The organism is Halalkalibacterium halodurans (assembly GCF_005671335.1).
Lineage (GTDB): Bacteria > Bacillota > Bacilli > Bacillales > Bacillaceae_D > Halalkalibacterium > Halalkalibacterium halodurans.
In genome coordinates this window covers 658883-675058 of sequence record NZ_CP040441.1, presented here as the reverse complement: position 1 = coordinate 675058, position 16176 = coordinate 658883, and the positions used below count along the sequence as shown (strand labels likewise).

Below are 16176 nucleotides of genomic sequence, written 5' to 3'. Positions count from 1 at the left end.
ACATTCGATCTTTTGAACAATGCTTACTATTGCGGCCCCTGCTTTCCATCATGAAAGCAAGGGCTGCAACAATCGTTTTATTCGTTTTCCCATTCAGCAGGATATACGGATTCAGGAAGGTCGATACCGATTTCCTCGTAATAACGAATCGCTCCTACATGTAGAGGCACAACTTCATTTCGCAAAATTGCCTCTGGTACTGCCTCTTCTGCCGAAGAGTGTGTAGTCATAAGCAAATCATTGTTTTCGTGATACGCTTTGACAAGCTCGTAAACAAAGTCAGCATTCATTTCACTGTACGTAATACCGAAGTTAAACATCGCAATTGTTTCTAGATCTTCATCAAGCTGATCGTACGTATCCGCTGGAATGGTATACGGCTCAAAGTACGGTAATGCTTCTAAAACCTTGTCACGATTTTCTCCATCAATTCCAAATAGGTGAATGTCTCGCTGAGCTTCAACTTCTGCAACAGCCGGAATTGGCAGGCCTGCTGCAAACCCAATGACATCAAGCTGACCATCTAACTGTTGGCTAACCATATCGTTAGCACCTGCAAGAACTGGTGTAATATCCAAACCTAGCACTTCATGAATGATTGGTAGATACGTTCCGGAAGTACCTCCAGAAGGTCCAACACCGACACGCATCCCGTCCATGTCTTCAATGGACGTTACGCCGCTTGACTCCAACGACCACCAGTGGAAAGGAGTCGTATACATCGGGAAAATGACACGGACGTTATCATACGTCTCTCCACCTGTCCAATCCCCTTCTCCCAATACACCTTCATAGCCAGGACCCATTGTGATCATGCCAATGTCCTGTTCTTGCTCATTCACGAGCTGCATGTTGTGAACAGGTCCACCTGTTACTTCAACATTTGAGCTTACGCCAAGCTCACGGTCTAATAGCTGGGCCAATCCACCACCGTAAATGTAGTAAACGCCCCCTTGAGAAGCAGTTCCAATCACCACGCTGGACGGTCTTTCTTTTTCTTCAACCTCTCCAGCTTCATCCGCTCCTGTTGAATCACTTCCACCACCGCATGCTGCAGTAACTAGCAAACTTACTCCTACAATAGCGGACAACAGCGACCGCTTTGATAGTTTTTTCATTCTTTGCTCCCCCTTTTTTGAATCTTCTTTCAATTATCATTATAAAAGCGCTTTCATGTTTTGCGTGATTTTGGTTTTATTAATCTTTTCGTTCTTTTTGGTCTCAGAAAGAAACATAAGGTTTATATGGGCTGAAAACAGAGAGAAAGCTCAGCGATTGCTGAGTCTCGAGGTAACAGCAGAGAGCCTTTAATCAATGCGAAATAAGAGCTAGCAACATGCTAGCCCTTACCTCCTTTACACGGTTATCATGCCATTTTTCGTAACGAGGATCGGATCATGCCTCCTGCCGTTACGATTGCAATACTACTTAGAAGTACGACCGCCACGACAGCAAATAAAAGCAACGAAAGGGAAAGCGAATAAAACACGCTGACCGTGAGAAGGCTGATGACGACACCGCCCATAATCGCCCCAGTTGTCCAAAAAGCCGACTCTTTTAAGCAGAGACGGTGGACGTCTTTTATACGCCAGCCGATATCACGCAATGTTTGCAGCTCTTCTTTCCGTAAAAGCAAAAAGGCTGAGGTGCTCTCACCGACCGTCAAGACAGCAAGAAACAGCGCTGCTACCATAACAGACACTAGAGGTATAAATACAGCATCATTAATATATACACCTAAATAGGTTCCACCTGTTTGGGCAATCGTCGCCGCAATCGAAGAGACGACAAAAGCGAGCAGCAGTGCCACCGAAGCTAGCTGAATGATGCTTAACGTCAGTAAGCGCCGATAATAGAACAGATTCCGTATCCATACCGTTTGTCCTTTTAGCCTTCGAAAAGAGATTTTCTGAACGCCTCTCATCATCGACACATAGATCAAACTAAAGAGAAACGTTAGCACAACGACAGCAACAAAAAAGATCAAAATGAACCAATCTGCTTGATATAACCAAATATAAGTAAGCAAAATGAGAGAGGCTATTGCGGCAGAGAGGAAGATGAGCGAGCTGTTTTCCATTAGATACAGCCATCGGATATGTCGTTTTTTCCAGCCTAGATCAAGTAAAAGCTCCTGCTCCTCTTTTTTCGTATGGCGTCTAAAATGAAACCGATTCGCCAAATAACTAATACTTACGAATAGGAACAATCCTGCAATCAAGACGTTCGTCCCGTTCCAGCCGTCACGAATCGTAGCGGCAGCCCCTAAGCTCGTCCATGGCTGAACAACTTCTCCTATACCTTCAACGTCCATCGTCATCGGAGCAGGAGAGGCTCCGGCGATCACATCGATTTGATAGTCTCCTAATTTAGCAATCTCAGTCGCCACCTCACTCATTTTATCCACTGCCTCTTGATCGTACGCAGTAATTCCTGCAACCCGTATTCGAATCGCATCAATCGGCGCATCTCCTTTAATAAACGCCGCATCTTCTAACGCCATCAGACCGTGGGCCGGTGCATTGACAAAACTTCCCGGTGCAATCGTTTCATGGAGCATCGTGCCATCCGATAACACGGAGGGTGCTTGTTGATAGATGCCGAGCGGGCTAGCAGAAAGGGAATGCTCGTACTCTGCTGTCGTAAAATGACCGACAGGGTATAACAAGAACGGAATTTTCCCAATGCCATGCAACTCGTATGCAGCACCTCCTTGTTCTTGGATCGTGCGGTAAATTGGAATTCCTTCGTAGTCACCTACTTGCTTGACCTTTAAGCGCCCTCCGGCTTGAATGTCATAGTCAATCGGGGACGCTTGATAAAATCGGGATGATTCACTCACTCCGTATGCATTCTCTATGGGTTCATGCATGCTTCCGTCGTAGTCAAGGGATACAGGATCATAGGAAAATGGAGGCATGTGTTCAGATAGATCAAAGGTATACGTTTCGATCGGTCCAATGTGCCGATCCTGAAACTGTGCAAATAACGATGGAAATTGTTCAGAAATAAACAGCGGCTCGTCATAGGTGAGCCCTAACTCATCCTTTAGGCGCTCCGTATCAGCAGTCTCCCAATCAATCGGTGCTACATCCACTTGCACAGTTAGCGGCGTAGTCGCATCCTTCAAATAAATGATTTTAATATGTCTCTCAACATCAAGATCAAAATAAAACCTAAAGCCTTCCGGGATGCTGTTGTTTAATGCGGAGAAATTAAAGCCTGTAAGCTTTTCTTCCTCTTGTTGATCGATGCCGACGATTAAGTGGTACGTAACAGGCATCGAAAAAAAAGGCGGACCTCCACTCCCTGGAATTTCTTCATTCCCTTGTTGTACATATTCATAACCATAGTAGTAACCTTCTTGTTCAAGCACATAATAGGAGCCACCTGCTTGTAACGGATACGTATGTAGGCCATCTGACGTCTGAAATCGTCCCTCAATAAAACTGCTATTATTTGGAAATTCGACTGCCACAGTGTGTGTTTCTCCCGCAAAGTAGCCTAGCGATGCAACCGGAGCCGCCACTTCTACCCCATCGAGTGCTTTGATAGTTTCCCATTCGTTAAGCGAAATTCCACCTTCGCCAAGGGCCAAATAATTTTCTTCGACGACACCAAGCGTTGTTTCTACGGCTGTCTGTGTACCAATCGGTCGAATAAGCAAATCATAACTTCCTCTTGCATACTGCTTGATGTTTGCATCGACTTCGGCTTGAATCGACGACAGCATCGAAAAGCTCAAGGGGCTTGCAACAAATATCGCCACAAGGGCCCCAACCAACAGCAAAGAGCTAGCAAAGTTCCGTTTAATCGACCGGAAACTATAACGAAGCATGGCCAAGTTCTCCTTTATGAATGGTACCATTATCAATGGAAATCGTTCGATCTCCCCTGCGAGCGACGACATCGTCATGAGTCGCTAACACAATGGTTTGCCCCTGAGCGTGTAATTGGCTCAACAAGTCTAAAATGTTGTCACGATTCGCTTGATCTAAATTACCTGTCGGTTCATCGCACAACAGGATGGCTGGCTCTGTTAGCAACGCCCGGGCGAAGGAAACCCGCTGCTGCTCTCCGCCTGACAGTTGATGAGGATAGTGGGTCATTCGATGGCTTAAACCGACTTGATCAATCAGCTCTGTCGCCCGAGGGCGTATCGTTTTTCGGCTCTCGTAAGGAACAAGCGGAAGCATGACATTTTCCAGCACATTAAATTGCGGGAGCAGACGAAACTGTTGATAGACCGAAGCAACCTGTGTCCGTATAAACGCTTGTCTGTCTGTATGAGCTAAGTCAGTAATGGATCGCTCATTGATCGTCACCGTTCCGCTCACTGGCTGGAGGGCACCTGCAATTAGTTTTAGTAGCGTTGTTTTCCCCGATCCAGATGGGCCAACGATCGATAGCCATTCTCCTGAAGCAACGGTTAAAGTAATATCTTGTAAAATCGTTAACGTCTCGTGTAAAGCCTGGTATGTAACTGACACATTCTTCAGTTGAATCATCATAAGTCTCTCCTATTATTATGATTAACAAGCACTAGCATTTGGATATGCTAGTGCTTGCCTCTCTTTCATTAAGAACATTTTGTGCGACAATGCTGAATCGTGCTTCTAGTACTCTGTGAACTATAGCCAGTGACTGTTGCTTGGATTGTATACCGATCATTCAAGTATCCTGGACTTAATGAGTAAGTATGCATAACACTATGGCTAGTAGCATTAGTAGAGCCGCTTCTTATTGGTCTACCATCTCCTGTACTTAATGTCCATCGATATCGACCTCCGGCTGTATCACCGGAAAAGCGTAATTGAAATATTACTGTCGCAGAAGCTCCAGTGATTTCAGGTGGATGGCTCAATCTTAAACCTGTAGGAATAGCCATAGGAGACACCTCGTTTAATTGATCTACTTCCAGCTCGTTGGGTTCATTCGATAGAGTAGCTGCACTAGACGGATTCGGTAAGCACGCAAAGGACGATAGGGTCAGAATACTTGCCAAAAAAACGGACGAAACTAGTTTTTTCATCGGATCTCCTCCTAAAATAGTAGATTACAATTTTTACTATATCATATTTTTCCAAATAGGAACATTTTATGATAAATTTTTATAACATATCCTTTTTATGCATATTGCATAATCAAAAAAACCTCTGCTCCTCCAAGCAAAGGTTTCATTAAGAAAATGATCATTACCCTGTAAACACTTCATCTTCAGGGTAACGTATGTTTGACTGCTTTGGCCTCGCAAGCGTGAAAGCCATTGTGAGCGGTCCAACCCTTCCGATAAACATAACGACCATAATGGTCATTTTGCCAAGAGTCGTCAGCTCACCTGTAAGTCCCATCGATAGACCAACGGTACCAAAGGCCGAAAACACCTCAAATACTTTTACAATAAATGGAGCGTCTTCGGTGATGGCCAATATGAAAACAGCAATAAATACAATCATCATACTAATGACGATAATCGCTAGGGCACGTAAGATCGTATGCAGTTTGATCGTCCGTTCAAAGACGACCGTTTCGGCACGCCCTTTTAAAAACGACCAAGTGGCAAGGATCATCACGAAAAACGTGGTAACCTTAATTCCACTCGCCGTCGAAGCACTTCCGGCACCGATAAACATAAGCAACAAAATCAAAACAATTGAGGCCGTCGTCATATCGGCAATCTCAAGCGTATTAAATCCTGCCGTTCTCGGAGTAACCGCTTGGAAATAAGCGCCCCAAAACCGGTCCGACTGAGCCAGTCCCCCTAAGGTGTGCGGGTTGGCGTACTCAAGAATAAAGATCGCAATAAAGGCAATGCAATTTAAAGCTAACGTACCGAGCAGCATAATTTTCGAATGTAGCGAAAGGGCACGGAATGTCTTTTTGTACCAAAGATCCGCTAACACGGTAAAGCCGATCCCGCCCGTAATGAAAAGAATCGTAATGATCAGGTTGACCGCAGGGTCGCCTACGTATGCAGATAAACTGTCAGACCAAAGGGAGAAACCTGCATTGTTAAAGGCTGAGATTGTATGGAATAAACTTTGATACATCCCTTCGCGCCAGCCAAATTCAGGTACCCAGCGGACCGATAAGAGAATAAAAGCGATCGTTTCCATCACCAGAGTGAACAGGAGTAGCACCCTAACGAGCCGAATCAAGCCACCTAGTGACGTTTGATTCATCGCCTCTTGGATGAGAATCCGTTGTTGCAACCCAATTTTCTTTCCCAGCATCATGACCGCAAGCACCGCAAACGTCATTAATCCGAGTCCGCCAAGTTGAATCAAGATCATAATCACCACTTGGCCAAACACGGTATAGTCCGTTCCTGTGTCGACAACAACGAGACCGGTCACTGTAATAGCGGATGTTGCTGTGAACATCGCGTCAATCCACGAAATATACGTAGTTGATGCGATCGGCAATTTTAATAGGAGCGTGCCGATCATAATAAACACGAGAAAGCTAAGCGCTAAAATTTGCGGTGGGCTTAAATGAATGACCTTCCCCTTTAATGCTGACTTGGATAAAAGTCGTGCCATTCTTACAGGCCCTCTCTCTCAAAGCGGTTCAGATCATTATTATGACCAATCACAATGAGAATATCATTAAGCCGAATGATATCGGTTGGCAGGGGAGAGACATTCATATGTTCACCACTTTTAATCGCAAGCACTGTCGCACCGTATGTTGCCCGAATGTCCAAGTCGGCTAATGTTTGGTCTGCTACTTTACTTGTGGCTACTAATTCCACGATGCTATATTCATCAGATAACTCAATGTAATCAATAATTTTTTCCGAGCTTAAATGCTGTGCGATCCGAATCCCCATGTCTTGTTCAGGGTGGACGATTCTGTCTGCTCCGATCTTTTCTAACACCCGATGGTGATAATCATTTTGAGCCTTTACCCAAACGTTCGGTACCCCGAGCTCCTTCAATAACAAAGTACATAACACGCTTGATTGGATATTATCCCCGATCGCAACGACAACATGATCAAAGTTACGGATTCCTAAAGATGTTAGTGCTTTTTCATCCGTAGCATTTGCAATGACCGTATGGGTTGCATGCGTTGTAAACTCATTGACCTTACTTTCGTTCGTATCAATTGCTAATACTTCATGACCGAGCTGATACAATTCCCGGCATACACTTCCACCAAAACGACCTAAACCAATGACTGCAAATTGTGTCTTCATCTTGAGCTCCTTTTCTCCCATCGCACCAATAAAAGACCACCTCAAAGAAGATGGTCTTGAAAAAAATCGAGACCCTCTCTCGAATCAACGCTTACGAGGTTAGCTGTCGGATTAGGGATGGAGAGTATCCCTTCTTAATAAAAAACATAAGATTCACCCCAAGACAGAAACGACTCTGTCAGGTATGGTTCCCCCGCTCTCAATAGAGATTCAGCGATTAAAGGTGCACGAGTATCTTTTTATGTTTTCGCTCATAAATGTACTCCTCTTAAAGGGTGTTGTCAATATTGTTTTTAGAAAAACTTGGCTGCCCTCTTAGCCCTAGTAAAATGAAAAAGAGAGGCCGCTGCTAAACGGCCCCTCTAAAAGGGATTATCGTTTTTCCCCATTCGTTTCAATCACTTTTTTATACCAATGGAAGCTTTTCTTTTTCATTCGTCTCAACGAACCTTTTCCTTCATTGTCTCGATCCACATAAATATACCCGTAACGCTTTTTCATCTCACCAGTCGATGCGCTCACAACGTCGATCGGCCCCCAGCTTGTGTAGCCGATAATGTCCACACCATCGGCAATCGCTTCAGCCATTTCAGCGATATGCTTTCTTAAATAGTCGATCCGATACTCGTCATTGATTTCGCCTTCAAGGGTGACGTCATCAACGGCTCCAAGACCATTTTCGACAACAAACAATGGCTTTTGATAGCGATCATAAAGCTGGTTTGCGGTCGTGCGGAACCCTTTCGGATCAATGGTCCAGCCCCACTCCGATTTTTCTAGATATGGATTCTCCACCGAACCAAACACGTTGCCAGATGTTATGTTTTTCAATACTTCTGGATCTGTGCTTGTCACTCGGCTTGCATAATAGCTAAAGCCGATATAATCGACGGTATGGTTCTTAAGAAGCGCTTCGTCTCCTTCCTCCATATCAATGACGATGTTATGATCACGGAAAAAACGCTTCGCATAGCCAGGGTATTCCCCTCGTGACTGAACATCAATGAAGAAAAACGACTCTCGGTCTTTCGTCATCGCCTCAAAGACATCGTTCGGGTGACACGTGTATGGGTAGGTGGCTCCAGCGGCAAGCATGCATCCGATTTTCGCATCAGGAATCAATTCATGACAAGCTTTTACGGCTAAGCTGCTTGCAACTAGTTGATGGTGGGCCGCTTGATATTGGATCTGCTTTTTATTCTCACCTTCTTTGAATACGAGACCAGCTCCGACAAATGGCAAGTGGAGAAGCATATTGATCTCATTAAAGGTCATCCAATATTTCACCTTATCTTTGTAACGAGAAAGAATCGTTTTCGCATACGTTTCAAATAAACCGACAAGCTTTCGGCTCCGCCACCCTCCATACGATTCAATCAAATGAACGGGTACATCGAAATGGGCCATAGTGACAACAGGTTGAATGTTGTATTTTAATAGTTCATCGAAGAGATCGTCATAAAATTGCAGTCCTTTTTCATTCGGTTCTGGATCATCTCCGTTAGGAAAAATACGCGCCCATGAGATGGAAAGTCGGAATGCTTTAAAGCCCATTTCAGCTAAAAGGGCAACATCTTCTTGATAACGATGATAAAAATCAATCGCTTCGTGGGAAGGATAAAACTCTCCTTCCAATGGCGTAAACGAGTCCAGCTTCCCTAACATAACATCCCAACGCTTTTGACCAGTCGGAAGTAAATCAACAAGCGTTAATCCCTTCCCGTCTTCAAGATAAGCGCCTTCCGCCTGATTCGCTGCAATCGCTCCCCCCCATAAAAATCCTTCTGGAAATGAGTGCTTTGACATATGAAAAACTCCTTTACTTATAAAAATGTTATAGAGAAATCGAAGGAAGACGCTTCACCTGAAGACACCTCCTTCGTTTATTCCGACAAAACTTTAACGAGTGAGCTCAAGTAAACGATCGCCTGCGTTCACCTGCTGTTCATCCGTTAGAACCAATTGACCATACTGTTTATGATTGGTCACAATAACGGGCGTTGTTACCGCATAACCAGCTGCTTTAATTTCTTTTATATCAAATTCAATAAGTAAGTCACCTTTCTCAACTTGAGCTCCTTGAATCGTATGGGCTGTGAAAAACTTCCCTTCTAATTGCACCGTATCAAGTCCAATATGGATCAATAACTCGGCCCCTCTGTCCGTTGTAATGCCTAACGCATGATGGGTCGGGTAAAGAGCTGTAACCATCCCAGACACTGGAGAAAAAAGTTTTCCTTCGGATGGTTCAATCGCAATCCCTTCCCCAAGTGCTCCTGACGAAAAAGCTTCATCTTTAATTTCGGATAAAGTGATAACGCTTCCATTGAATGGACTCGAAATCTCCTCTTTCTCACCAGTACCCGTAGAAGTATGAGCCTTTGTTTCGGTTTGTTCATCGGAGGCATTGCCGCTTTTTAAACCGAACAAGTACGTTAAGATAAACCCTAAGACGAATGCAACGACTACGGCTATCACGATTCCCCAAAAACCAGCATCCATTCCGTCCGCAGGATGAAGAAAGGATGGAATCCCAAAGATTCCTAGCCCTCCGATAATGTACCCTTGAGAGCGGAACAATCCAATGATCGCTCCCCCAACAGCTGCTGCAATACAACTAATAATAAACGGGCGCTTTAACGGAAGAGTCACTCCGTAAATGGCTGGTTCTGTCACCCCGAAAATCCCCGAGATAAACGCCGGCACACTAAGTGTCTTCACTTTTTGTTGCTTAATTTTAAGCCATACCGCAGCAACGGCACCAATTTGCGCAAAAGATGCTGCAAAAACCATCGCTAACACTGGATCGGAACCTTGCACGACGAGATTGTTAATCGCAATGGGAATCAACCCCCAGTGAAGCCCGAAGATGACAAACACTTGCCAGAAACCACCGAGAAATGCACCAGCAATGATTGGACTAAGGTTATACACCCAAAGTGTAAATTGACCTAACAACTGCCCAGCCCATGTAGCAATTGGACCAATGACAATGAACGTGAGAGGAACGACAATTAACAACGTAAAGAACGGAACTAAAAACGTTTTTACAACATCCGGGATGATCTTTCTTAGCCTTGCTTCAACCTTACTAGCAAAATAAGCCGCAAGAATAATCGGAATTACAGAGGTTGCATAGCTCATTAAAATAACAGGTATCCCTAAAAACGTAATGTGGACAGGTGATTCAAAAATCGTTCCAGTAAAGAGCGTATACAACGGCTCCCCTTCAGTGAGCACCGCTAACGTTGGATAGACAAGCGATGCACCAATCGCCATCCCGATAAAGGGTGTCGCGCCAAACTTTTTCGCTGCCGTATACCCTAAAAAGATTGGGAAAAAATAAAACAGCGAATCCCCTACTGCATGTAAGAGTTGATATGTGCCATTCGCCTCTTCCAACACCCCTGTCGAGAGAAATAACGCATTCAACCCTTTGATCATCCCTGTTGCTGCTAATACACCGAGGACTGGAGTAAAAATACTAGCAATAATATCAATAAACTTGTTGAACAGCCCTTTAGACTTTTCCTCATCTTCCGTCTCTGTCTCAGCTTGATTCTGGAAGCCACCAATTTCAACTACATCTTTGTATACATCAGGGACATGGTTGCCTATGACAACTTGATACTGACCACCGCTTTTCATCACAGTGACAATACCATCCATGTTTTTCAACACATCCGTATTCGCTTTCCCCTCATCTTTTAGCTTGAAACGCAAACGTGTAATACAATGGACGACACTGATAACATTTTCTTTTCCACCGACATGTTGAATGATGTCTTTAGCCAATTGCTCGTATTTCATCAATACCCCCTACTTTCTACTTGATTTTTGTAATAAAAAAAACCTGATCCGATCTGATCACACCCGCCGAAAAATCGACAGTATGCGTTCAAATCAGTTCAGGTTATGCCCAAAAGAGGTAACATTCCTTCACATATTCAATTGAGAGAAAGGACTTTTGATTTATAGACCTTTATCATTTACTAGCTAAAATATACTATATGCTCGTTCGAATGTCAACGCTTTCACCAAAATTATTAAGCGCTTTCTCCTAAAGCCTTTTTGAACGAATAATTTAACTAACAAGGGAACAGCCTTAAAGCCATTCCCTAGAAGTTCATTTGGTTATTTTTTCACAACTGGAATCCAAATTTCACTTTTTTCATTTGCACTGGATAGAATTTCTGGACCCTCGGCATGCTCATAATCGGAAGTCGGGAACCAGTCCGAATAAATCCGGCCCCACATTTCTTGCACGTCCTCCCATGAACCTTTGACGGTAAACACAGCCCATGTAGAAGTAGGAATCTCAAGCTCGACTAAATGTTCTGGACATTTTTTTGTCGTAGCTGCCGCGATATAATAATCCAGCTCTCCTTCGTCTTCTCGCCCTTCAGAAAAGTTGGTACATACATTAAGAATTCCTCCTGGTTCAAGAGTAGACAGGTTTTCAATCTGCATGTACGTTTCGTCGCTAATCGTTCCCAACATATCGGTAATATCTGTGTTCGTTCCTCTATGAACAAGCTTGACTCTTTTCTTCATTCCGACGACTCGAAATGCCTCTTTCTGTTCCATTCTGTAATTCATTTCGATTCCTCCCTTGATTGAAATGTGGAAGGTCATTGCTGGATACGCCTTTAATGAATGTCCATTGCTTCTTGCCTCTGTTGGTGTGATGCCATGCACGCTCTGAAACGCCCTTGTAAACGCATCCGGTGAGTGATAGCCATATTTGACTGCTACATCGATCACCTTCATTTGACTGTTTGTTAACTCGAAGGCGGCAAGGGTCAGTCGTCTGCGTCGGATGTATTCCGACAGGGTCACACCAGCGATAAAGGAGAACATCCGTTTAAAATGATATTCAGAGCAGCAAGCGATTCTTGCCACTTCACGATAATCTATGTCTCCCGTTAAATGTTCTTCAATATAGGTCATCGCTCCATTCATTCGTTTAAGCCAATCCATCTCAATCACCTCCCTGCTCATTTAGAATATCAAGGGAATCCGCTCTCCATCCGACTTTCCATGCACCGTTTCATCGGATCTAATTCATTTCATTGCTGCGAGACCTGAAAATCATTGTATAATCATACTACAATCCCAAGCAACATGTGATTCCAAACACATTCGACCTTCTTTTACATGGTCATGTCACAGACTATCACGAAATCGTGTTTCAAGAACTATCACGCTTGGCGAGCATTCACCGCGGCAAACAAATCGTTGCAGCTCAGCTGTCGATGACAGAAGCCGCCAACAGGGCAAAGGCTCAGTTTCCAAACATTCAAAATCTCACAGACGAATTAGGACGTATGATGATTCCATCTCTTTAAATTCTAAGTTTGAACCAAGTAGGCGATGACATAACGAATGCAACAATAGATCCGCACTCCTATTCACCGCTCAAAACAAAGTTGTAGTACCATCCTTTTTTCTTTTTATCAAATGTACCCCCTCTACTACGAAAGAAGAGGGGGCTTTATGATCATCTGAGAATCTGGTGTAAAAAACTCGTTCCATACTGTGGTGGGGCTACCCCCATATAGTCAGCCATTGTTGCCGCGAGGTCAGCCATCGTCTGTCTCGTGCCAATCGATATTGGCCGTACTTGAGGTCCTACTATGATCACTGGCGTTTGTTCTCGTGTATGATTTGAATGGCCGATGGTCGGATCATTCCCATGATCTGCTGTAATAATAAGCAGGTCTTCCTCATCTAATTCGTCAATAAATGAAGCCAAAAATCGGTCCACTTCCTCAATGACCTCTTTATACCACAAACAATCTTCCTTATGCCCTGCCAAATCCGTTTCTTGCACATTAACTAGAAAAACAGAATCCCGTTCACTTTTGCTATATTCATGCTGATAAACCTCAAGCACTTTCCGTGTCGAAACAACAGGATTGTGATAGCCACTCGCTTGAATCACATCGGCTGTCTTACCGATCCGATAAACAGGAAGCCTTTGTTTCTCTGCAAGGTGTGCAAATTGTTTTTCGTAGTCTACACCATAACCTAAGTGAAGTACTTGATACCCTTCACCATAGACGTTTGCCTTTGGACTGTCTACCCCCCATTGACCTGGATGTCGTTCTTTTATCGTTGACAAAATAAGGTCAATCGATGTTTTTTCTTTATTTCCGTAGACAATGACCCGACTTGTGTCGACCGAGCTGCGGACCACTTTTCCAACTTCTATCGTTTGCTCAAACGACAGCTTACGGAAATCACCAACAACATTAATGATATTCCCTACTTCTGATTCTAAGTTATCGCCGACTACAACAGCTTCATTCACTAATAAAACAGGAGCACCCTCCACAGGATCCCTCACATCATATCCGTGTTTTTCTAAATTTTTTTTAATCGTTGCTCCTACTTCGCTCATTAACCGTTTTTGCGGTACCCCAGGCTTGCTTCCCATTAATTCTTGATGGCCCATGAACGTATCTGCCCCATGATGGGCCAAATCACATCTACCATACGCTGCTCTCGCTGTGTCTAAATGATCGACAATGTTTCCAAGTCCGAGCTGATAAAGGGTGGGGATGTGAATATCAACAGCTTCACGTAAATGCTTGTACGTATTGGCGTTCACATCTTCTGGCTTCACTTTTTCACAATCGGCCATTGCACCGACACCAAATCCGTCTAATACGAGCAATGTCACCTTTTTCACCGTTACATCCCCCTCTTTTGAAAGTACACTACCTCAGGTTTTTGCTTAATGTTTCGAACAAACGCAACATGGGCACGAGTAACAAAAATTTGTGTCCGAAAGGCATAAATAACCGAGTCGCCTACATTCATTTCCTTGCATCGGTCAAGTGCACCGTAATAATCTATGTTTGTCGGTGAGACGAGATCCACCTTTGCTCGCTGGGCAACAACAGCATCCGCATGAGCTCCAAATAGGGCTCCTTCCATCCCGGAGCGAGAATAAAAGCCACCAGCAATCGTATAAGCATGGGTGTCGTCCATATGGGAGATTTCCGAGACATAGACCATGCACGGAACTTCCGGCAAATCTTCTTGATACGCATGGAGTGGAGTCGTTCCTGTCAACGCATGTCCCGGTTCCCCATGCGTTACCCCTATTTCACTCAACATTGGAATTGTTCGGCAACTAGTGGCACTTGGCGCATTCACTTGTTTTACTTGAATCCCACTGGCTTCAAGTAATTTTTTCCCTTGAAGCAAGGATGTCATATTCGGAGTAAACTGATAATCATTGTTGTCCGGGTTTAGTTCAAAGATTGGGAAACTTGTAATGCCGACAACTGAAATTCCTTTAAGTCGTTGCAACTTTTGTAATTGCCCTTCTAACTCTTCTATTAAAAACCCACCATATTGCCCGGGAAAAACAGCATCATGAGAATATACAATTCGTAATATAACGTCTTGTACTTTTCCTACGTTCACAGCAGCTTCAGATAACTGCTTCGCCCGTTCATATGAGAAGATCGTAACAACTTCCGGATTTAGCTTTGTTAGAACGAACTTCCATTGCGACCTACTAGGCTGAACGATATGACCGATGTTGCCAATCTGGCAAGACCGCTCCTTTAGTTGTATGGCTTCATCAATGTCAACAGCCACAGCTTTTTCTATTCCTTGCTGTTCAATGATCTGACCGATAAAACCGCTGCGACCAAGCTGTTTTGTCATATAATACAAGCTCACGTCATATCGCTTTGCTGTTTGCTGAATCACTTTCACGTTAGACTCAAAAGAATCTAAATCTACCACGTACGTATTGGCAGGGATATTTCCCTCTTGGTGAAGCTTTACAGCTGCCCGAATTAACCCCTCATTTCGTTTTAACGTCATCGGTAAGAACATAATTAACAATCCCTCGCAGCATCCGCTAAGGAACAAGTTAAAATTCGGATGACTGTACTCGCTGAAGCTTTCATAGGGTTAATTCGAAGGCCGTATGCTTTTAACTCTGGTCTTTTTTCAAGGAATGTCCCTGACACACGATAAATCATCGGCAACAGCTCAAATCTTGATTCGGCGCCCACAGGGTATGTGGCAGCACCATAGGTAGCTGCTGAGCGAATAACCGCCTCAGCTATCGGCTTCTCCAACTCCACAATGACATTTTTTGATTGACTGTTTGTCACATAGACCTGTTTTAACCCTTTGACTTCACCTTGATTTAAACGGGTATAAAGTTCTTCCACTTGTTGATTTTGCAAAGCGAGCATCACAGGAGCCATGACTAACGAGCGCACGAGTTCATGGGCCTCAAAGCCTTGTACTTGTCCGCCCCCTGAATAATTGCGGACGTGAATTTGCTCAACACCTGATTTTTTTCCTAAAATGATGCCTATCCCGGTTGGTCCTAGCAGTTTGAACCCAGAGAATGTCGAATAGTCGGCACCATATTGCACACCAATCCCTTTCATCTTCATGGCACAATAGTTATCATCGACAACTATCGGTAAATCAGGCCGATGTTGCTTAACATAATGAATCACTTCACGCAGGTCATACGTATCGGTCGGTTGTTGACGAGCATGCTGAACAAAAAAAACTTTGGCCTCTTCATGATGTTTGAGCGCCTCTAGAATAGACTGAGGCTTATTAAAATTAACCGCAACGGGCTGGATCCCCATCATGCGGAAGGTCTCCTTTGTCGTCGGATACATAGGGCCCGTATGAACGATGCACGCATCTCCCGGTTCGAGCAATACACTAAGGACGAGACGAATGGCCCCAGTACCACTTCCACGGACGAGCGCGCAGGCTTCTGCATCGAATGTTTGCTGTAATACATGTTCCACCTTCGCCGTCATTTTTGGTCTTTTGTAACCAGGGTGTAACCCTACATCTCCTACTTGGAAAAATTCATTATTGCTAAATTCCTTAGAAATTTCATCAACAAGTCGGTGTTGAAGTTGCGTTGCTTCCTCTACTGTCATGTTTTTTAAAATGGAGGATTGTTCGTTTGTCAT

Annotated in this window: 12 protein-coding genes and 1 riboswitch; of the genes, 1 reads left to right on the top strand and 11 read right to left on the bottom strand. The window is 44.0% G+C overall.

Annotation, left to right across the window (positions count from 1 at the left end):
• Window positions 1-77 precede the first annotated feature (77 nt).
• From FED51_RS03365 to FED51_RS03330, 8 genes are all read right to left on the bottom strand, one after another.
• On the bottom strand, window positions 78-1118 hold the full coding sequence (locus FED51_RS03365; RefSeq protein ID WP_053432251.1) for a TAXI family TRAP transporter solute-binding subunit: 1041 nt from the start codon (window positions 1116-1118) through the stop codon (window positions 78-80).
• Between the two features lie 248 nt (window positions 1119-1366).
• Window positions 1367-3838, bottom strand: a complete 2472-nt coding sequence (locus FED51_RS03360) for an ABC transporter permease (RefSeq protein WP_053432252.1) — start codon at window positions 3836-3838, stop codon at window positions 1367-1369.
• The gene (locus FED51_RS03355) at window positions 3825-4511 is read right to left on the bottom strand and encodes an ABC transporter ATP-binding protein (RefSeq protein ID WP_041820227.1); all 687 of its coding nucleotides are present in this window, start codon (window positions 4509-4511) and stop codon (window positions 3825-3827) included. Before FED51_RS03355 ends, FED51_RS03360 begins: the two co-directional genes overlap by 14 nt.
• A 684-nt stretch (window positions 4512-5195) precedes the next feature.
• Window positions 5196-6542 (bottom strand): TrkH family potassium uptake protein, encoded by a 1347-nt coding sequence (locus FED51_RS03350; protein ID WP_053432254.1) that lies wholly within the window; start codon window positions 6540-6542, stop codon window positions 5196-5198.
• A 2-nt stretch (window positions 6543-6544) separates the two neighbouring features.
• On the bottom strand, window positions 6545-7201 hold the full coding sequence (locus FED51_RS03345) for a potassium channel family protein (RefSeq protein ID WP_134229781.1): 657 nt from the start codon (window positions 7199-7201) through the stop codon (window positions 6545-6547).
• Between the two features lie 73 nt (window positions 7202-7274).
• A riboswitch (cyclic di-AMP (ydaO/yuaA leader) is annotated at window positions 7275-7427 on the bottom strand.
• A 146-nt stretch (window positions 7428-7573) separates the two neighbouring features.
• On the bottom strand, window positions 7574-9007 hold the full coding sequence (locus tag FED51_RS03340) for a 6-phospho-beta-glucosidase (protein ID WP_053432256.1): 1434 nt from the start codon (window positions 9005-9007) through the stop codon (window positions 7574-7576).
• Window positions 9008-9100: 93 nt separating this feature from the next.
• A complete protein-coding gene (locus FED51_RS03335) occupies window positions 9101-11011 on the bottom strand; it encodes a beta-glucoside-specific PTS transporter subunit IIABC (RefSeq protein ID WP_053432257.1) in 1911 nt (636 codons plus the stop codon).
• Window positions 11012-11335: 324 nt separating this feature from the next.
• Window positions 11336-12181 carry an AraC family transcriptional regulator gene (locus FED51_RS03330; RefSeq protein ID WP_053432258.1) on the bottom strand — a complete coding sequence of 282 codons (846 nt, stop codon included), beginning with the start codon at window positions 12179-12181 and terminating at the stop codon, window positions 11336-11338.
• A gap of 227 nt (window positions 12182-12408) precedes the next feature.
• Here FED51_RS03330 and FED51_RS21260 point away from each other — a divergent pair, with 227 nt between their 5' ends.
• Window positions 12409-12549: a hypothetical protein gene (locus tag FED51_RS21260; RefSeq protein WP_218973207.1), complete on the top strand. Its 141-nt coding sequence runs from the start codon at window positions 12409-12411 to the stop codon at window positions 12547-12549.
• Window positions 12550-12701: 152 nt separating this feature from the next.
• Here the strand turns inward: FED51_RS21260 and FED51_RS03325 are convergent, their stop codons facing one another.
• The 3 genes from FED51_RS03325 to FED51_RS03315 are packed head-to-tail and all read right to left on the bottom strand — an operon-like array spanning window position 12702 to window position 16176.
• Window positions 12702-13895, bottom strand: a complete 1194-nt coding sequence (locus tag FED51_RS03325; RefSeq protein ID WP_010896769.1) for a phosphopentomutase — start codon at window positions 13893-13895, stop codon at window positions 12702-12704.
• 2 nt (window positions 13896-13897) lie between these two features.
• Entirely contained in the window at window positions 13898-15058 is a 1161-nt protein-coding gene (locus FED51_RS03320) for a YhfX family PLP-dependent enzyme (RefSeq protein WP_053432259.1), read from the bottom strand.
• Window positions 15059-15060: 2 nt separating this feature from the next.
• A complete protein-coding gene (locus FED51_RS03315; RefSeq protein WP_053432260.1) occupies window positions 15061-16176 on the bottom strand; it encodes an aminotransferase class V-fold PLP-dependent enzyme in 1116 nt (371 codons plus the stop codon).